A 16457-nucleotide genomic window follows, 5' to 3' on the forward strand; every position below is an offset into this window, starting at 1 on the left:
TACCTACAACAATCAATGGAGACGACATGAAAGAGACACACAAGACGGGCAAGCTGCTTGCGCTGCTGGCCTGCGCGGCCGCGGGTTCCACCCACGCGGCCGTGGAATTCGAGACGCCGGGCGGCTGGAAGCTCGGCACGGACGGCTGGATCATCGTGCAGGCGCACCGCCAGAACGGCGACGACGCCGGCACGACGGGCTTTCGCATGACGTCGGGCACGACGCCGAGCCTGTTCGCATTCACCGTCACCTCGCCCGCCATCGACGGCATCACGTACAGCAGCCGCGTGGGCCTGTACATCAACTCCCAATCGGGCGAAGGCAACTTCCGCAACGCGGGCAACGTCGGCAACACGGGCAGCAAGTCGCTGGACCCGCGCGAGATGTGGGCCAAGGCGACCGCCTCCTGGGGCGAGATCGTGATCGGCAAGTCCTACGGCATCTACCAGGCGGAACCCGTGCTGGCCGATGCGTCCGTGCTGGCGGGCGGCCTGACGGGCTACGACGTCGTCAACACGACCAACGCGCTGGCCGCGACCTTCAACGCGGGCTATATGTACACGAACTTCAACGCGGGCCTGCGCTACAACTCGCCGAAGACCGCGCCGCTGTCGTTCTCGGTGGCGCTGTACGACCCGAGCCAGATCCGCAACACGTTCACGGGCGCCGGCGCGGACCAGACGAATTCGCCGCGCGTGGAAGGCGGCGTGTATTGGAACGACCAGCTGGCCGGCGCGAAGTTCAAGCTGTACGGCGACTTCACGTGGCAGACGGCGCGCCACTGCACCGTCGCGGGCGGCGGCGCCTGCGTCCAGGACGACGTGCACACGCGCGGCATCTCGGCCGGCACGACGGTCGACGTGGGCCCGCTGAACTTCCACGTCTCCGGCTTCAAGGCGGACGGCCTCGGGTCCGTGCTGATGCAGGACGTCGACGCGCTGGATGCCGCGGGCCGCGAACGCCGCAGCCGCGGCGGCTTCGCCCAGGTCGTGTGGCATGCGACGGATGCGCTGTCGCTGCGCGCGAGCTACGGCCGGACGCGCATCGACGACACCGCGAGCACGCCGGGCCACCTCGCGCAATCGCGCATCGGCGGCGCCTATTACGCGGTGAACCCGCACGTGACGGTGTATGCCGAACTTGCGCGCTCGACGTTCTCGCTGAACCCCGTGTTCGGCCGGCCGACCAACACCCGCTACGCGACGCTCGGCGGCCGCTTCGTGTGGTAATCCATCCAACGCATTCCGAGGAATCCAACATGCATCCGACCACCCGTTCCAACACGGCGGCCGCCGTCGCCGCCTTCCTGCTCGCCCTGTCCCTCACGCAGCCCGCCGCCGCCCACGACGACGAGGACGCCGCCAACTGGACGCAATACCACCGCACGTCGAACGCCTGGCGCTATTCGCCGCTGGACCAGATCACGACGCGCAACGTCAAGCAGCTGAAACCCGTGTGGATCCACCAGCCGGGCGAGATCACGTCCGGCCTCGTTTCCACGCCGCTCGTGAAGGACGGCGTGCTGTACTACGTTGGCCCCAACAACCACGTGTTCGCGCTGGACGGCGCCACCGGCAAGCCGCTGTGGCACTACCAGCCGAAGCTGGCGGCCGTCGCGTCCGAAAGTTTCTATGCGTCGCTGGGCCGCAGCCTGACGCTGGGCCACGGCCGCATCTACCTCGGCACCCTGGACGGCCGCTTCGTCGCCATCGACGACAAGACGGGCAAGGAAGTGTGGTCCACGCAGCTGACGGACCTGAAGAAATGCTTCGGCTGCCTGTTCTCGTCCTCGCCGGTGCTGGCGGGCGACGTCCTGATCGGCGGCACGACGGGCGGCGACCAGGCGCAGCGCGGCAAGATCTACGCGGTGAACGCCATCACGGGCGCGCAGATGTGGACCTTCGACACGATCCGCGACGATCCGGCCAGCTGGCCCGGCGACACGGGCGAAGTCGCGGGCGGCGGCGCGTGGATGCCGGGCACGTACGACGCCGCGTCGGACACGTTCTTCATCGGCACGAGCAACGCGGCGCCGGACTTCTACGGCGACGGCCGCAAGGGCGACAACCTGTACACGGCGAGCCTGCTGGCGCTCGATCCGAAGACGGGCAAGCTGAAATGGCATCGCCAGGAAATCCCGCACGACACGTTCGACTACGACTCCACCTACGAAGCCCTGCTGCTCAAGAAGGACGGCAAGGACGTCGTCGTCCACCTGAACAAGAGCGGCTTCGTGTTCGTGATGGACAAGGCGGACGGCAAGCTGGAAAACGTGTGGCCCCTGAGCCAGACCTACAACTTCGTCAAGACCATCGATCCGAAGACGGGGGAACTGATCGGCCGGCGCGAGATGCCGGTCGGGAAGGAGACCCTGCTGTGCCCCTACCTGCTCGGCACGCGCAGCTACAACGCGGGCGCGTACAACCCGAAGACGAAGCTGTGGTACACGAACGCGATGGAAGTCTGCCAGAACGTGATCCCGGCCAAGCAGGAGACCTCCGGCATGGGCATCGCGAGCCTGTACCTCGGCGTCGACAAGCTCGAGGCGGTGCCGCCGCCGGACCGTCCCGCCGAAGGCCGCCTCGATGCCCGCGACCCGCTCACGGGCAAGCTGAAATGGAGCGTCAAGTACCCGGTCCCCGGCCTGGGCAGCGTGCTGACGACGGGCGGCGGCCTCGTGTTCAACGGCGACCCGCAAGGCTTCGTGCACGCGTATGACGCCGACACGGGCGCGGAGCTGTGGAAGTTCCAGACCGGCTCCGGCATCCGCGGCGGCATCGTCAGCTATGCGGTGAACGGCAAGCAGTACATCGCCGTGCCGAGCGGCTGGGGCTCGCTGGCGCCCGGCTTCATGGCCTCCGCGTTCCCGGCCGTGAAGCAGCTGACGGGCGGCGCGGCGATGGTCGTGTTCGCGCTCGACTGACGTTCAGCGCGCGCGGCGCGCTCGTTTTCACTTCACCGCGGGCGCCGCGCGCGCCCGCTTCACCACCAACGACAATCAAGGAGACTCTCATGTTCAAACCCATCGCCTGCGCCCTCGCGGTCCAGCTGCTGTGCGCATCCGCCGCCATTGCCGTCGCGCCGACCATTTCCGGCCCCGCCAGGCCCGACCAGGCCATGATCGACGCGGGCGCGAAGCGCTTCAACCAGAGCTGCGTCTACTGCCACGGCAATGCCGGCTCGGGCGGCAAGGCGGCGCCGCTGCAGGGCCGCGACGACCTGACCAGGGAATACGTCATGGAGACGATCGCCAACGGCAAGCAGCGCGGCGCCTTCAACATGCCGGCGTGGAAAGGCGCGTTCAACGAGCAGCAGATCCAGGAGCTCACCGCGTACATCCTGTCGCTGAAGAATGCCGGCGCGGCGAAATAGGAGGCCGCCATGGCGCGTCTTCGTAAGCATGGCCTGGTCGCCCTGGCCTGCGTGGCGGCCACCGCACAGGCGCGTACGCTGCCCGAGATGGCGGCGTCGAACGAGTTCGTCATCTGCGCGGCGCCGGACGACATGCCGTTCTCGCGGCGCGACGGCACGCCCGCCGGGCTGTACGTCGACCTGGGCCGGCTCGTCGCGTCCGACCTCGGTCTCACGCTCGCCATCCGCTGGATCCCGCGCCGCGAACTGGCCCGCCGCGTGGGCTGCGATGCGATCATGGGCGCGGCCGTCGTCAAGGAGGAGGACCACCCGGCGTCGTGGCGCAACGTGCTGACGGTGCCGTGGATGCGGGCCGGTGCGGTCGTGGTGGACACGGGCCGCGCTCCCGGCGCGACGCTGGACACACTGCGCACGGGCAGCGTCGCGGTGCCGAGCGGCTCGTGGGCGCACCGCTGGCTCGATGCGCACGGCGTGCCCGTGTGGGTGCGGTTCCGGACCGATCCCGAGATCATCGCCGCCGTGGTGCGGGGCGACGCGGACGCCGGCGTCGTGTCGGACGTGGCGGCCGGCTGGTATCGGCAGCAAGCCGGCACGGGGAGCCTGCGCGTGCTGGACACGCTGCTCGATCCGGCCGAATTCGCCTTCGATGTGGCGATCGACCTGCTCGACACGGATGCCGCCACGCTGGATCGCGTGAACGGCATCGTGCGTGCGCGCCTGGCCGACGGCGCCATCGCGGCGCTCGGCATGCGCTACGGCGCGTACCGGCCGCCGGCCGGACAGCGCTAGGTCACGACTCCGCGTCCGCGCGCGCGGCCCGCACGCGCTTGCACGCGGGCTCCTTGGGGCCCGCCGCGGCGCACACCCGCGCGCGGCACTGCTCTTCGCCGGCCGCGTTGTAGCGGCGGCACGACGCCAGCTGTTCCGCCGGCGTCGCCTTGCCCCGCTTCGGTTCCATGTGGCCGATCAGCGCGGCCAGCAGCACCACGTCGCTGTCCTGCTCGCGCACCGCGCCCGGCTTCGTCTTCGCCTTCTTGTCCTTCGCGGCCTCGCGCGCCCGCTCCTGCGCCCGCTCCTGTGCCTTGGCGTGCGCGACCTTTGCATGCGCTTCCTTGCGTTCGGCCTTCTCCACCCGCGCGGACTTCTCCGGCTTGGCCGCCCGCTCCTTGTGCGGCGCGGGCACGGCCGGCGCCATGTCGGCCAGCGGATTGCTCATGGGCTCGACCGGCGCCGCCGGCTCGTCGTGCAGCACGGCGGCCGCCGGTGCCGGTGCGGGCGCCGGCAGCGCGACCGGCGTGACGGACGGCGTGGCCGGTGCGGCCGCGACCTGGACCGGCGCCGCGGCAGGCACGGACCGTTCGTCGCTCCCGCCGAACAGGAACAGCGCGCCGCACACGGCAACCACGCCGGCGGCCACGCCGCCCCAAGCCAGCGCACGCGAACGGGGCCGCGGCCCGGGTGCCGCCGCTGCCTGCCCGGGCATGCCGTCCAGCGAACTGAGGATGCCCTGCCGCTCCTGAACCGGCTGCTCTTCGGGCGAGAGCAGGCTGGGCCGGCCGCCTCGGACCGGGCGATCGCCTTGATGTTGCAAATCAGCTCCTTAAAAAAGTTTGCATTACTTTACAAGAATCAAGACAATTGTGCCTCTAATTTGCTTTTAATCGTGCGCGATTAACACAATTGGTGAGTTTTTGCGTTTTTTCAATCGTGCGCGGGGTTGTCGCTTACCGGATTTATACTTTCGGGAAATATTTCTTCGACAACAATGTGAACAGCTTCCGGAGAGAGCGGTGTGGGTGTTGGCAGTAACGGTGTATTTCGTGTTGGCGTGCGCGATCAGCTGGATGGTGCTGTTCCCGGCCGGCCGCGAATTCGTGCTGGACGCGCTGGCGGGGGCCGGGCTGCGGCTGGGCCGGCGCGCGGGCGCGCTCGCGCAGCAGCGCCTGCGCGACGCGGATGCGCTGGCCGCGAACGGCCGCGCGGCGGCGGACAGCCTGGCCGGCTTCGTGCGGCGCCACTGGATCGCCTGCGCGTGCGGCGCCGCGCTCGTCGGGCTGCCGCCGCTGGCCGCCCTGCTGCTCGCGGAACGGCCCATGCTGAGCGGCTACGAGTCGACCGAGCGCCCCATGAACACGCAGGTGGCCGACCTGCTGCAGGGCGAGCAGCTCGTGCCGCCGCCCCCGCTGCCGCCGCTCGTGTTCACGACGGCCGAAGTGGCGCAGGAACGGCCGCTGCTCGCCTCGGCCAGCCGCGACTGGGCCATGCTGAACGCGGACTACACGCAGCGCCTGCTGACCGTCTTCCGGATCATGAAGGAGCGCCATGGCTACGAGATGGCGATCCTGGAAGGCTATCGCAGTCCCGCGCGCCAGGATGCGCTGGCCGCGCTGGGACCGGGCGTCACGAACGCGCGCTCGTGGCAAAGCTGGCACCAGTACGGCCTCGCCGCCGATTGCGCGTTCGTCCGCGACGGCAAGCTCGTGATCTCGGAAAAGGATCCGTGGGCGATGCGCGGCTACCAGTTGTACGGCCAGGTGGCCGAATCCGTCGGCCTCACGTGGGGCGGACGCTGGAAAATGATGGACTTCGGGCACACGGAACTGCGCCTGCCCGGGGTCATGAAGCATTAATCACACTCTCGTAATCATGCAAAAAATCTGGGATTTCCTGACCACCCGCACCAGCCTGGCCGTCATCGGCTGGGTGGCTTTCGCCGCGCTGCTGTTCGTGGCCGCGCGGCTGCTGCAATGGCCTGCCTCGCTGCCGTGGATCGTGCTCGGCATCGCGCTCGCCGTCGGCGCCGCCGTCTGGCTGTTCCGCCGCTGGCGCCATGCGAGAAAGGCCGGACAGATCGGCGACATGCTCGAACAACAGGCCAACCAGGACCAACATCGACCCGTCCCCGACGCCACGCAGCGCCAGGAGACGGAAGTGATCCGCAAGCGGCTGCTGGACGCCATCGCGACGATCAAGGGCTCCAAGCTGGGCCAGTTGTCCGGCAGCGCCGCGCTGTACGAACTGCCGTGGTACATGATCATCGGGAACCCGGCGGCCGGCAAGAGCACGGCGATCGCCAGCTCGGGCCTGCAATTCCCCTTCGCCGACAGCAAGGTCGTGCAGGGCGTGGGCGGCACGCGCAACTGCGACTGGTTCTTCACGACCGAAGGCATCCTGCTCGACACGGCCGGGCGCTACTCCGTCGTCGACCAGGACCGCGCCGAGTGGTTCGGCTTCCTCGACCTGCTCAAGAAGCACCGCCGCAAGGCGCCGATCAACGGCGTGATCATCGCCGTCAGCATCGCGGAACTCACGCGCAACCGTCCCGAGTTCGCGATCAACCTGGCCAAGAACCTGCGCCAGCGCGTGCAGGAACTGACGGAGCGCCTGGAGGTGCACGCCCCCGTCTACGTCGTGTTCACGAAGGCCGACCTGATCGACGGCTTCAACGAATTCTTCCAGGACAGCGAACGCGCCGAGCGCGAAAAAGTGTGGGGCGCGACGCTGCCCTACGACCAGCACGTGACGAGCGAACGCCTGCTCGACCAGTTCGACGCCCGCTTCGACGAGTTGTACGACGGCCTGAAGGAACTGAGCCTCGCGAACATGGCGCTGCAGCGGCGCGAGAGCATGCCGTCCGGCGTGTTCACGTTCCCGCTCGAATTCGCGTCGATCAAGCCCGCGCTGCGCGCGTTCGTCGCCACGCTGTTCGAGGACAACCCGTTCCAGTTCAAGCCCGTGTTCCGCGGCTTCTACTTCACGAGCGCGCTGCAGGAAGGCGAGACGGTGTCGACGTCGTCCGCCCGCGTCGCGCAGCGCTTCGACCTGCGCCTCGCGCCGCCCGCGCACGAAGACCAGCACCAGCAGCAGGGTTACTTCCTGTTGAACCTGTTCCGCAAGGTGATCTTCGCCGACAAGGACCTCGTCGCGCAATACGCCAGCCCCGCCAAGACGCGCCTGCGCTATGCCGCGTTCTTCGCCGCGACGGCCATCGTCGGCCTCGCGCTCGGAGGCTGGAGCTGGTCGTACATGAACAACCGCCAGCTCGTCGCCAACGTCCAGGCCGACCTGGACCAGGCGATCCGCGTGCAGAGCAAGAGCCTCGACCTGCAGTCGCGCTTCCAGGCGCTGGAGATCCTGCAGGACCGCATCGAGCAGCTCGACCGCTATGCCGAACACCGCCCGCTGAGCCTCAGCCTCGGCCTGTACCAGGGCAACCTGCTGAACCGGAAACTGAAGGAAGAGTACTTCGCCGGCGTGCGCGAACTGATGCTGAAGCCCGTCGGGCAATCGCTGGAATCGTACCTCGCCGACGTGAACGGCAACGCGGGCCAGCTGCAGCCGTTGAACAAGCCCGCCGGCACCACCGCGCCCGCCGCCGACGCGCCGCAACAATTCAAGGACGCGTCGCCCGCCGATACCGAAGACGCGTACAACGCGCTGAAGACGTACCTGATGCTGGGCGATAAATCGCGCGCCGAGAGCGCCCACCTGAACGACCAGCTGACGCGCTTCTGGCGCAACTGGCTGGAATCGAACCGCGGCGCGATGCCGCGCGAGCAGATGATCCGCAGCGCCGAGCGCATGATCTCGTTCTACCTCGCGCAGGTGAACGACCCGTCGTGGCCCGTCATCGACACGCGCCTCGCGCTCGTCGACCAGACCCGCGACAGCCTGCGCAAGGTCGTGCGCGGCATGCCGGCGATGGAGCGCGTGTACGCGGACGTGAAGGCGCGCGCCGCCACGCGCTATCCGTCGATCACGGTGGCGCGCATCGTCGGCGACCAGGACAAGGACCTCGTCCTCGGCAGCTACGCCATCTCCGGCGCCTTCACGCGCCAGGCGTGGGAAGGCTTCGTGCAGCAGGCGTTCCGCGACGCCGCCAACCGCGAGCTGCAGAGCGCCGACTGGGTGCTGAAAACCGCCGCGCGCGACGACCTCACGCTGGAGGGCAGCCCGGAACAGATCCAGAAATCGCTCGTCGACCTGTACAAGGCGGAATACGCGCGCGAATGGCAGAAGTTCATGCAGGGCGTGACGGTGAAGGACCTGGAAGGGTTCGACGGCGCCGCCGCCGCGATGAACCGCCTGGGCGATCCGCAGAATTCGCCCATCAACAAGCTCGTGTCGACCGTGTACGAACAGACGTCGTGGGACAACCCGACCCTGGCCGGCGCCACGCTGCAGCGCGCGCAAAGCGGCCTGACGGGGTGGTTCCGCGAGACGATCCTGCGCCAGAAGCCGGCCATCGTGAACGTCAGCCTGCCGGCGCAAGGCACACAAGCCGCGTCCACCCCGGCGCTGGGCCCCGTGGGCCGCGAATTCGCCGGCGTCGCCCGCCTCGTGGTCGCGCGCGACAAGGACGCGTCGCTGATGCGCGGCTACGTCGACAACCTGTCGAAGCTGCGCGCCCGCTTCAACCAGATCAAGAACCAGGGCGACCCCGGCCCCGGCGCCAAGCAGCTGATGCAGCAGACCTTGGACGGCAGCGGTTCCGAACTGGCCGACGCGCTGAAATACGTGGACGAGCAGATGCTGGTCGGGATGACGGACGCCCAGCGCCAGGCGCTGCGCCCCGTGCTCGTGCGCCCGCTGATGCAGACGTTCGCCGTGATCGTGCGGCCGGCGGAAGCCGAGATCAACAAGGTGTGGGCGGCGCAGGTGGTACAACCGTTCAACCGCGACCTGGCGACGAAGTATCCGTTCTCGACGGAGTCCAAGGCCGAGGCGAGCAATGCGGAGATCGGCCAGATCTTCGGCCCGGACGGCGCCATCGCGAAATTCTTCAACACGACGGTGGGTCCGCTGGTCGTGCGCCGCGGCGATTCGCTCAGCCCGCGCACGTGGGCGGACATGGGCGTGAACCTCGCCCCGAACGTCGTCGCGAGCTTCCCGGGCTGGGTCGCGCCGCTGGCGGCCGGCGGCGTCGCCAATGCCGCGGCGAGCAGCGGCGGCGAGGCGCAGACGCGCTTCGACCTGCAGGCGCTGGGCACGCAGGGCGCGACCGAATTCACGCTGGAGATCGACGGCCAGTCGCTGCGCTGGCGCGGCCAGCCGCAGCCTTGGGTGCACATGGTGTGGCCGAATCCGCAGGGCGTGCCGGGCGCGAAGATCACCGCGCTGACGCCTGAAGGCCGCAACGTCGTTATACTGGACGAACCGGGCCACTTCGGCCTCAAGAAAATGATCGACGCGGCCCAGCGCAAGCGCAAGCCCGACGGCGCGTTCGAGTTGTCGTGGCAGGCCGGCGGCGTCACCGTGACGGCGAACCTGAAGGTCTTGCCGGCCGCGCCGGCGCCCGCACCTGTCCAGGCGTCCACGTCGGGCCAGGGCTTCAAGCGCCTGCGCCTGCCGGAAACGATCACGGCGCCGCGCACCGCCCCGGTGCAGACGGCGCTGGCGGGAGCTGCGCAATGAGCCGCCTCACGACCCCCGTCAGCGTCGGCTACTTCGGCAAGCTGCCCAGCCGCGGCGACTTCGTGCGCGGCAGCGCCAGCCCAGCCCTCCTCAAGGTGCTGGACGACTGGCTGTCGGAAGCGATGGACCTGATGAGCACCAACGCGCGCTGGAAGCTCGCGTACGACACCGCCGCGCCGCTGCACTTCGCGTTCGTCGGCCCGCGCCGGCGCCACGCGATCGGCGGCCACATCGTGGCGAGCAGCGACGAATCGAGCCGCCGCTATCCGTTCCTGATGGCCGGCGCGATGGAAATCGCGGAACCCGCCGCGTTCCTGCCCACGACGCCGCTCGTGTTCACGCGCCTGTGGTGCCGGCTCGAGACCCTGACGGCGGGCGTGCGCAACGCGGGCGACCCGGCCGCGCCGCTGCTTGCGGCCAGCAGCCAGCCGATCGACCTGGACCTGCGCGCCGCCGCATACGACCCGGCGTTCGACGACTTCCTGGAAGTGCAGACGATCGCCGCGCTGGATGCGCTGCTGGCGGGCGCCGGCTTCGCCGTCTCCACGCGCCAGGTGCTGCTGGCGCTGGGCATGCTGCTGCAGCCGGTGCTGGCCAGCGGGTCCGGGCGCCTGGAAAAAAGCCTCGTGCTGCCGCTGCCGGAAGACCCCATCCACCGCAACCTCGTGGCCGCGTTCTGGATGCACGTGATCGCGCCCTTCCTCGCGCGCGCCGACTTCGAACTGGCGCTGTTCGTCACGCGGCTGGACGGCCGGCCGGCGCTCGTCGTCGGCTTTTCCGGCGCGTCGGCGCAGACGCTGCGCACGCTCATCGACCCGCAGGCGGGCCTCGACCACCTCATCGGCTTCGCCGACCTCGAATGGGTCGAGGACCAGGTCGACGGCGACTACGCCGTGCGCAAGCTCTCCGCCTGGCTGGCGCAGGGCAGCCTGTCCCTCAAGTCCGCGCTCGATTCCGTCGCCGCGGCATTCATCGGAACCTGATATGCGAATCTTCACCCAGCGCGCCCTCCTCGCGTTCTTCGTCACGTGCCACGCCGGCATCGCCGCCGCGCAGAACACCGCGCCCGCCCCCGCCGCCGCGCAACCGGGCCAGGTCACGGCCAGCGGCACCGTGCCGGACGAGGCGACCAAGGCCGCCGTGCTCGCGAAGCTGCGCGAGGTCTACGGCGCCGACCGTGTCGTCGACCAGATCGCCATCGGCCCCGTCGCCATGCCCGCGAACTGGAACGGCTACGTGCAGAAGCTGATCACGCCGGACCTGCGCCAGATCAGCCGCGGCCAGCTCAGGATCGACGGCAGCAACGTCAGCCTGCGCGGCGAAGTCGCGAACGAGGCGCTGCGCCAGCGCATCGCGAGCAACGTCGCCACCAACCTGAACCCGACCTACACCGTCAACAACGGCCTGCGCGTCGCCGCCACCGAGCAGGCCCTGCTCGACAACACGCTGGCCAACCGCACCGTGGAATTCGAGAGCGGCAAGGCGACCCTGACGCCGACCGGCCGCGCGATCCTCGACGAGATGGTCGCGGCGATGCAGAAGCTGAAGGGCCGCCGCATCGAGATCATCGGCCACACGGACAGCGCCGGCCTGCGCGCCAGCAACGTGAGCCTGAGCCAGGCGCGCGCCGCCACGGTGAAAGCCTACCTGGCCGCGCACGGCATCGCGGAAGAGAACCTGTCCGCCAGCGGCCAGGGCCCGGACCGCCCGATCGCCAGCAACGACACCGCCGAGGGCCGCGCGCGCAACCGCCGCATCGAATTCCGCCTCGCGCAATGATTTTCCATTGAAAGACACCATGTTCACCGCCGACGCCCTGCTCGCCCCGATCTCCGCCGCCGCCCCGTGCGGCGCCGACCTCGCCTTCTCGCCCGAACTGGACGCCATCGCCCGCGCGCGCCAGTTCGACGACCCGTCGCTCGCGCAGGGCGAATGGGTGACGGACCTGAAGGAGGCCGACTGGGGCTTCGTCGTCGACCGCTGCGCGCGCCTGCTGGCCGAACAGACCAAGGACCTGCGCCTCGCCGTCTGGCTGACGGAAGCCGCCGCCAAGCGCCACCACCTGCGCGGCCTGGGCGAAGGCTTCCGCGTACTGGCGGGCCTGTGCGAACGTTACTGGGACCTGGGCCTGTATCCGGAAGCGGATGGCGGCGACCAGGAACAGCGCATCGGCAACCTCGCGTGGATCCTGTCGCGCACGCGCGCCCTCGTGCGCGAGATGCCGCTGACCGAAGGCCGCGGCACCGCGTATTCCACCGTCGATTTCGAAGCCGCGCGCCGCCGCGCCGCCGCCGGCGGCGAGGCAGACACGGCGCCGCGCCTGGCCGACATGGAAGCGGCAAAACGCGGCAACTCCACCGCCTTCATCGAGGGCATGCGCGCGGACGCGGAAAACTGCCTGGACGCGCTCGCGCAACTGGAACGCGCGGCCGACGCACGCCTCGGCCAGGACAGTCCCGGCTTTTCGCAGGCGCGCGACGCCGTGCAGGCGCTGCTGCACACACTGCCGGCGCCCGCGGCCGCACCGCAGGCCGTTGTTCCCCCGGAAGCGCCCGCAGAACCATCCGCTGGAGCCCAAGCCGTCGTGACGGCGCCGCAGCCGCAGGCCGTCGTCGCAGGCGCGATCCGCTCGCGCACGGACGCGATCGCGCAGCTGCGTTTGATCGCGAAATTCTTCCGCGAGACGGAACCGCACAGCCCCGTGTCGTACTTCGTCGAGAAGGCCGCGGCGGCGGGCGAGCAGGATCTGCACACGTGGCTGCGCTCCGTGGTCAAGGACCAGGGGGCGCTGGCGCATCTCGAGGAAATGCTGGGGGTACCGCCGGCGGGGTAAACTCTTCCGCACCATGGACCTCAAACGATTGAAAACCTTCGTCCGCGTGGCCCGCACGCTGAACTTCAGCGAGGCCGCGCGGCAGATCCACCGCACGCAATCGAGCGTCACGGAACAGATCCAGGCGCTGGAGGCCGACCTCGGCGTGCCCCTGTTCGACCGCTCGAACCGCAGGCTCGCGTTGACGGACGGGGGCGCGTGCCTGCTCGATTACGCGGACCGGCTGATCGGCCTGGCGGACGAGGCGCGCGCCGCCGTCCTCGCCGCGGCCGGCAGCGCATGCCGGACGCTGGAGGTGGGCGGCATCGAGACCCTCGCCGCCGCATTCCTGCCGGACGTCGTGGCGCGCATGGCGGCCACCCACCCGGACATCGCCGTCCGCGTGACCGTGGCGCAGACGTCGACACTGCATGCGCAGGTGAAGGACGGCACGCTGGACGCCGCCCTCTTCTTCGGTACGCGCCCGCACGACGACGGCGTTCGATGCGGCGTGATCGCCCATGCGCCCCTCATGCTGATCGTGCCGCCCGGCCATCGGCTGGCGGCGCGCGCGAGCGCCGGCCACGACGACGTCGCACACGAGCGCTTTCTCGTGACGGCGCCGGGCTGCGCCTATCGCCGGATGTTCGAGGCGGCGTTCCGGTCGCGCGTGGACGGAGAACCCGTCATCGCCGGGCAGTCCGACAGCGTGGCGGCGATCGTTCGCATGGTCGAACGGGGCCTCGGTTGCGCCATCGTGCCACGCATGGTGCCCGCGCTCGCGGACGCGCGCGTCGCGATGGTGCCCTGGCGTGGCGAAGGCGCGACGGTGCCCCTCTCACTCGCCTGGCGCGCGCGGGCGTCGTCCGCGATAACCGCGTTACACGAGGCGGTGGCCGCCGTCGAGATGCAGTACTGAACCGGTGGCGTAGCCGTTGCGCATCAGGAAGCGGATGCCGTCGGCGATGTCGTCGGGCCGGCCGATGCGGCCGACCGGCAGCTTCTGCGCCATGGCGTCCAGCCGGGCCGGCGCCTCGGCGCCCGCGACGTGCTGCCAGATCGGCGTGTCGACCCAGCCCGGCGACACGACGTTGACCCGGATCGGCGCCAGCTCGACGGCCAGCGCGTACGCGAGGGACGCGAGGGCGCCGTTGACGCCGGCGACAACGGACCCGCGCGGCGCCGGGCGGTAGGCCGCGATCCCGGACGTGAACGTCATGGAGCCGTGCGCGGCGAGCCGGGACGTACCGTGCTTCGCCAACAGCAGCGGCCCGAAAAACTTCGAATCGAAGACCTTGCGCGCCGCGGCCAGCGCCAGGTCGGGCAGCAGTTCATAAGCGCCTTCGATGTCCGCGGCGGTGGACACGATGTGATCCAGGTGGCCGCATTCGCCGAACAGGCGGATGACGTCGTCCTCCCGCGTGATATCGGCAGCGACCGTGTGGACGTCGCCCACGTCGGCCAGCGCGGCCCGCGCCCGTGCCAGGCGGTCGGGCGAACGCCCCGCGATGACGACGGCGCTGCCGTCCGCGAGCAGCGACCGCGCGAGACTTAGTCCCATCCCCGAACTGCCGCCGACAACCAATACCTTTTCCTTGTTCATTTCCCCTCCCGTGACATCGATGGCGCGATTGTCGGCGCACCGTACCGGAAAGAGAAACGGGAAAAACCGATCGGCGCCATCGGCAACGCCGATGACCGTCAGTCGGCCCCCGAGGTGGACTCCCGCACCACCAGCGTGAACGGCATCAGCTGGTGCCGCCGGTCGTAGGCGTGACCCGAGCGCTGGGCGCGGACATGCTCGATCAGCAGCGCGACGGCGCTGCGCGCCATGTCCGTGATCGGCTGGTGGATCGTCGTCAGTTCCGGCCACACGGTCGTCGCGACGGGCGTGTCGTCGAAGCCGCAGACCGTCAGGTCGTCCGGCACCTGCAGGTGCATCCCGTGCGCCACCGCGATGACGGCGGCCGCCATGTCGTCGTTGCTGGCGAAGATCGCGGTCGGCCGGGTCGGCTGCCCGAGCAGCTCGCGCGCCGCCAGCAAGCCGGAACGGTAGGTGAACATGCCCTGCGCCACCCGCTCGGCGGGCACGTCGAGGCCCGCGCCGCGCATCGCATCGATGAATGCCTGGTAGCGCAGCTGGGTCGGCGTGTGCTCCGGGTCGCCCTTGATGAAGCCGATGTCCGTGTGGCCCAGGGCGAGCAGGTGCCGCATCATCGTCAGCGCGCCTTCGTAGTCGTCGATGCGCACCGCCGACATCCGCGGCGACGGCCGCGCCGTGGCCACGGCGACGGACGGGATGCCCAGTTCCGCAAGCATCTTGAGGGCGGATTTCGAATCGCACAGCGGCGGCGGCACGAGGATGCCGTCGGCGCCGCCGTCGATCAGGCGGTCGATCGCCTTGCGCTGGCTCTTCAGGTTGTCGCAGTGTTCGAGGATCAGGTGCGCGCCGCTCTGGCCGCACTCGGTGAGCGCGCCGACGAGGAACGCGCTGAGGAAGGCCTCGCTGGGATTGCTGTACAACAGGCCGACACGGAGTGTACCGATGCGCGCGGCGCGCGCCGCCACATTGACCTCGTAATTGAGTTCGCCGATCGCGCGCATCACCTTTTCCCGGTTCTTGATGCTGACGCTCGTATTGCCGTTGATGACGCGCGAGACGGTCATGGCCGAGACCCCGGCCCGGCTGGCGACGTCCCACACCGTCGCGCCGCCCGCAGAGCGGTCGGTCTTGCCGGGTTCGGTCATCGATTGCCTCCCATGGCGCCAGGCCCGTCGCAAGGCAGCTTGTCCATCTCCGCCAGCGTCCACTGGTCGCGCCAGCGCACCACCGGCTTGCCGCCTTCCCATTCGATGGGCAGCCACACGTAGCGCCCGTCGATGGCATTCTCCTTGCGCCACACGTCGAGCATCAGGATATGCCGCGTGCAGCCGTTGCGCTGCAGGGTGAGCGCGTAGGTCGACTGGCCGCCGAACGTGATCTTCTGCTGTTCCGGCGTGCCGCGCACCGGGTTGCCCAGCGCCGTCCACGGACCCAGCGGGTTGTCCGCGACGTACGACTTCGCCGCGTTCGGCGCCCAGCCCGTCAGGCCCGACGTCACGAGGTAGTATTTGCCGCCGTGCTTGAAGACGGCCGGCGCCTCGTCGTCGCCGTTCGGCTTCACGCGCGCGTACTGTCCGGCCGAACGCAGGTAGTCGTCCGTCAGGCGCGACACGTGCATCGTGTGATTTTCCTCCGACGCGTAGAACTGCCAGGCCTTGCCGTCGTCGTCCACGAACAAGGTCATGTCGCGCGACATCTGCCCGCCCGCGAAGTCGCGCGCGAGGAAGGACGTGGCGGCATCCTTGTCGTCGGGCTTGACATCGACCGGCCATGCACCCGCGTCCGGCCGGAACGAGCCTTGATACACGTACGGCCCCGTCACCTTGTCGGCGACGGCCACGCCGGCGCGCGCCGCGTCGTAGCGCTTGCCCTTCAGCTCCAGGTGGAACCACATGACGAACTTGCCCGTCTTTGCATTGCGGATCACTTTCGGCCGTTCGATGATCGCATCGCGCACGATGTCGCTCGCGGGGTCGTCGGTGACGGCGAGCGCGATGCCCTCGTCCTTCCAGTCGGTCAGGTTGCGCGAACTGTACACGTGCACGCCGACCTGCGCGCGATTGCCGGCCGTGCCGGCGACCTTGTGCTCGCCGAACCAGTAATACACGCCGTCGTGCCGCAGGATGCCGCCGCCGTGCGCATTGATGTGCACGCCCTTGTCGTCGGGCCAGATTGCGCCGGGCCGGAACACGTCGCCGGCCTGCGCGTGGGTCGCCACGGCCAGGACCGCGGCTGCCAGGAATACTTTCATTGCGT

14 protein-coding genes are annotated in these 16457 nt (G+C 69.4%); 10 read left to right on the top strand and 4 right to left on the bottom strand.

The genetic code is table 11. The features are described 5' to 3' along the window. The first annotated feature begins 26 nt into the window (after positions 1 to 26). From ACL58G_RS24280 to ACL58G_RS24295, 4 genes are all read left to right on the top strand, one after another. A complete protein-coding gene (locus ACL58G_RS24280) occupies positions 27 to 1229 on the top strand; it encodes a hypothetical protein (protein ID WP_440963449.1) in 1203 nt (400 codons plus the stop codon). Between the two features lie 29 nt (positions 1230 to 1258). Further along, complete coding sequence (locus tag ACL58G_RS24285) at positions 1259 to 2923, top strand: pyrroloquinoline quinone-dependent dehydrogenase (protein ID WP_440963450.1); 1665 nt, start codon at positions 1259 to 1261, stop codon at positions 2921 to 2923. A gap of 89 nt (positions 2924 to 3012) precedes the next feature. Beyond that, a complete protein-coding gene (locus ACL58G_RS24290; RefSeq protein ID WP_440963451.1) occupies positions 3013 to 3372 on the top strand; it encodes a c-type cytochrome in 360 nt (119 codons plus the stop codon). A gap of 9 nt (positions 3373 to 3381) precedes the next feature. Next, positions 3382 to 4161 carry a substrate-binding periplasmic protein gene (locus tag ACL58G_RS24295; RefSeq protein WP_440963452.1) on the top strand — a complete coding sequence of 260 codons (780 nt, stop codon included), beginning with the start codon at positions 3382 to 3384 and terminating at the stop codon, positions 4159 to 4161. Position 4162: 1 nt separating this feature from the next. Here the strand turns inward: ACL58G_RS24295 and ACL58G_RS24300 are convergent, their stop codons facing one another. Further along, positions 4163 to 4963, bottom strand: a complete 801-nt coding sequence (locus tag ACL58G_RS24300) for a hypothetical protein (protein WP_440963453.1) — start codon at positions 4961 to 4963, stop codon at positions 4163 to 4165. 199 nt (positions 4964 to 5162) lie between these two features. Between ACL58G_RS24300 and ACL58G_RS24305 the strand changes: the two genes are divergently transcribed. Genes ACL58G_RS24305 through ACL58G_RS24330 form a run of 6 tightly spaced genes read left to right on the top strand, consistent with a single transcriptional unit; the run spans position 5163 to position 13517 of the window. Further along, positions 5163 to 6002, top strand: coding sequence for a M15 family metallopeptidase (locus ACL58G_RS24305; RefSeq protein WP_413388010.1), 840 nt, complete (start codon positions 5163 to 5165; stop codon positions 6000 to 6002). Between the two features lie 16 nt (positions 6003 to 6018). Then, complete coding sequence (gene tssM, locus ACL58G_RS24310; RefSeq protein ID WP_413388009.1) at positions 6019 to 9786, top strand: type VI secretion system membrane subunit TssM; 3768 nt, start codon at positions 6019 to 6021, stop codon at positions 9784 to 9786. Then, the gene (tagF, locus tag ACL58G_RS24315) at positions 9783 to 10769 is read left to right on the top strand and encodes a type VI secretion system-associated protein TagF (RefSeq protein ID WP_440963454.1); all 987 of its coding nucleotides are present in this window, start codon (positions 9783 to 9785) and stop codon (positions 10767 to 10769) included. Before tssM ends, tagF begins: the two co-directional genes overlap by 4 nt. Before the next feature lies 1 nt (position 10770). After that, positions 10771 to 11565 carry an OmpA family protein gene (locus tag ACL58G_RS24320; RefSeq protein ID WP_440963455.1) on the top strand — a complete coding sequence of 265 codons (795 nt, stop codon included), beginning with the start codon at positions 10771 to 10773 and terminating at the stop codon, positions 11563 to 11565. A gap of 19 nt (positions 11566 to 11584) precedes the next feature. Next, a complete protein-coding gene (gene tssA, locus ACL58G_RS24325; protein WP_440963456.1) occupies positions 11585 to 12619 on the top strand; it encodes a type VI secretion system protein TssA in 1035 nt (344 codons plus the stop codon). A gap of 28 nt (positions 12620 to 12647) precedes the next feature. Beyond that, positions 12648 to 13517 (top strand): LysR family transcriptional regulator, encoded by an 870-nt coding sequence (locus ACL58G_RS24330; RefSeq protein ID WP_440963457.1) that lies wholly within the window; start codon positions 12648 to 12650, stop codon positions 13515 to 13517. On the opposite strand, the gene ACL58G_RS24335 is transcribed toward ACL58G_RS24330, so the two are convergent. From ACL58G_RS24335 to ACL58G_RS24345, 3 genes are all read right to left on the bottom strand, one after another. Next, the gene (locus ACL58G_RS24335) at positions 13479 to 14201 is read right to left on the bottom strand and encodes an SDR family oxidoreductase (protein WP_440963458.1); all 723 of its coding nucleotides are present in this window, start codon (positions 14199 to 14201) and stop codon (positions 13479 to 13481) included. The genes ACL58G_RS24330 and ACL58G_RS24335 overlap by 39 nt on opposite strands. Before the next feature lie 98 nt (positions 14202 to 14299). Next, positions 14300 to 15346 carry a LacI family DNA-binding transcriptional regulator gene (locus ACL58G_RS24340; protein WP_440963459.1) on the bottom strand — a complete coding sequence of 349 codons (1047 nt, stop codon included), beginning with the start codon at positions 15344 to 15346 and terminating at the stop codon, positions 14300 to 14302. Beyond that, positions 15343 to 16452: a glycoside hydrolase family 43 protein gene (locus ACL58G_RS24345; RefSeq protein WP_413388000.1), complete on the bottom strand. Its 1110-nt coding sequence runs from the start codon at positions 16450 to 16452 to the stop codon at positions 15343 to 15345. The genes ACL58G_RS24340 and ACL58G_RS24345 overlap by 4 nt, the downstream gene beginning before the upstream one ends. Positions 16453 to 16457 lie beyond the last annotated feature (5 nt).

Source organism: Massilia sp. GER05 (assembly GCF_052056005.1).
Lineage (GTDB): Bacteria > Pseudomonadota > Gammaproteobacteria > Burkholderiales > Burkholderiaceae_D > Telluria > Telluria orientalis.

Excerpts from the sequence above, each read along its gene's own strand:
- ACL58G_RS24280 (WP_440963449.1), top strand. The coding sequence starts at position 27 with ATGAAAGAGACACACAAGACGGGCAAGCTGCTTGCGCTGCTGGCCTGC.
- ACL58G_RS24285 (WP_440963450.1), top strand. The coding sequence starts at position 1,259 with ATGCATCCGACCACCCGTTCCAACACGGCGGCCGCCGTCGCCGCCTTC.
- ACL58G_RS24290 (WP_440963451.1), top strand. The coding sequence starts at position 3,013 with ATGTTCAAACCCATCGCCTGCGCCCTCGCGGTCCAGCTGCTGTGCGCA.
- ACL58G_RS24295 (WP_440963452.1), top strand. The coding sequence starts at position 3,382 with ATGGCGCGTCTTCGTAAGCATGGCCTGGTCGCCCTGGCCTGCGTGGCG.
- tssM (WP_413388009.1), top strand. The coding sequence starts at position 6,019 with ATGCAAAAAATCTGGGATTTCCTGACCACCCGCACCAGCCTGGCCGTC.
- tagF (WP_440963454.1), top strand. The coding sequence starts at position 9,783 with ATGAGCCGCCTCACGACCCCCGTCAGCGTCGGCTACTTCGGCAAGCTG.
- ACL58G_RS24320 (WP_440963455.1), top strand. The coding sequence starts at position 10,771 with ATGCGAATCTTCACCCAGCGCGCCCTCCTCGCGTTCTTCGTCACGTGC.
- tssA (WP_440963456.1), top strand. The coding sequence starts at position 11,585 with ATGTTCACCGCCGACGCCCTGCTCGCCCCGATCTCCGCCGCCGCCCCG.
- ACL58G_RS24335 (WP_440963458.1), bottom strand. The coding sequence starts at position 14,201 with ATGAACAAGGAAAAGGTATTGGTTGTCGGCGGCAGTTCGGGGATGGGA.
- ACL58G_RS24340 (WP_440963459.1), bottom strand. The coding sequence starts at position 15,346 with ATGACCGAACCCGGCAAGACCGACCGCTCTGCGGGCGGCGCGACGGTG.
- ACL58G_RS24345 (WP_413388000.1), bottom strand. The coding sequence starts at position 16,452 with ATGAAAGTATTCCTGGCAGCCGCGGTCCTGGCCGTGGCGACCCACGCG.